This is a genomic window from Bacillus sp. SIMBA_005, assembly GCF_046535585.1.
In the GTDB taxonomy this organism is placed as follows: Bacteria; Bacillota; Bacilli; order Bacillales; family Bacillaceae; genus Bacillus; species Bacillus pumilus.
The window spans coordinates 1-246 of the sequence record NZ_JAWRWI010000951.1; the positions used below are offsets into that span (position 1 = coordinate 1).

Consider the following 246-nt stretch of genomic DNA (forward strand, 5'->3'; position numbering starts at 1 on the left):
CTCGTCGTCGGGTTCGCCGCGGAGACGCCGGAGGACCAGGACGAGCTCATCGCCCGCGCGCGGCGCAAGCAGCAGCGCAAGGGAGTCGATCTGCTGGTCGTGAACGAGGTGGGCTGGGAGCGCGGCTTCGAGAGCGCCGACAATGCCGTGCACATCCTCGGGGCGGCCGGCGTGATCGCCGGGGAGGCGACACGGGTGATGAGGACACCCTCCTCCAGCTGGTTCGCGAGCGACTCGGACCACTCG

The 246-nt window shown here is 70.7% G+C and carries 1 protein-coding gene; it reads left to right on the top strand.

What is annotated here, in order from left to right:
- A partial coding sequence (locus SB660_RS22910) for a phosphopantothenoylcysteine decarboxylase domain-containing protein (protein ID WP_410584820.1) occupies nucleotides 1–246 on the top strand: 246 nt, incomplete at both ends.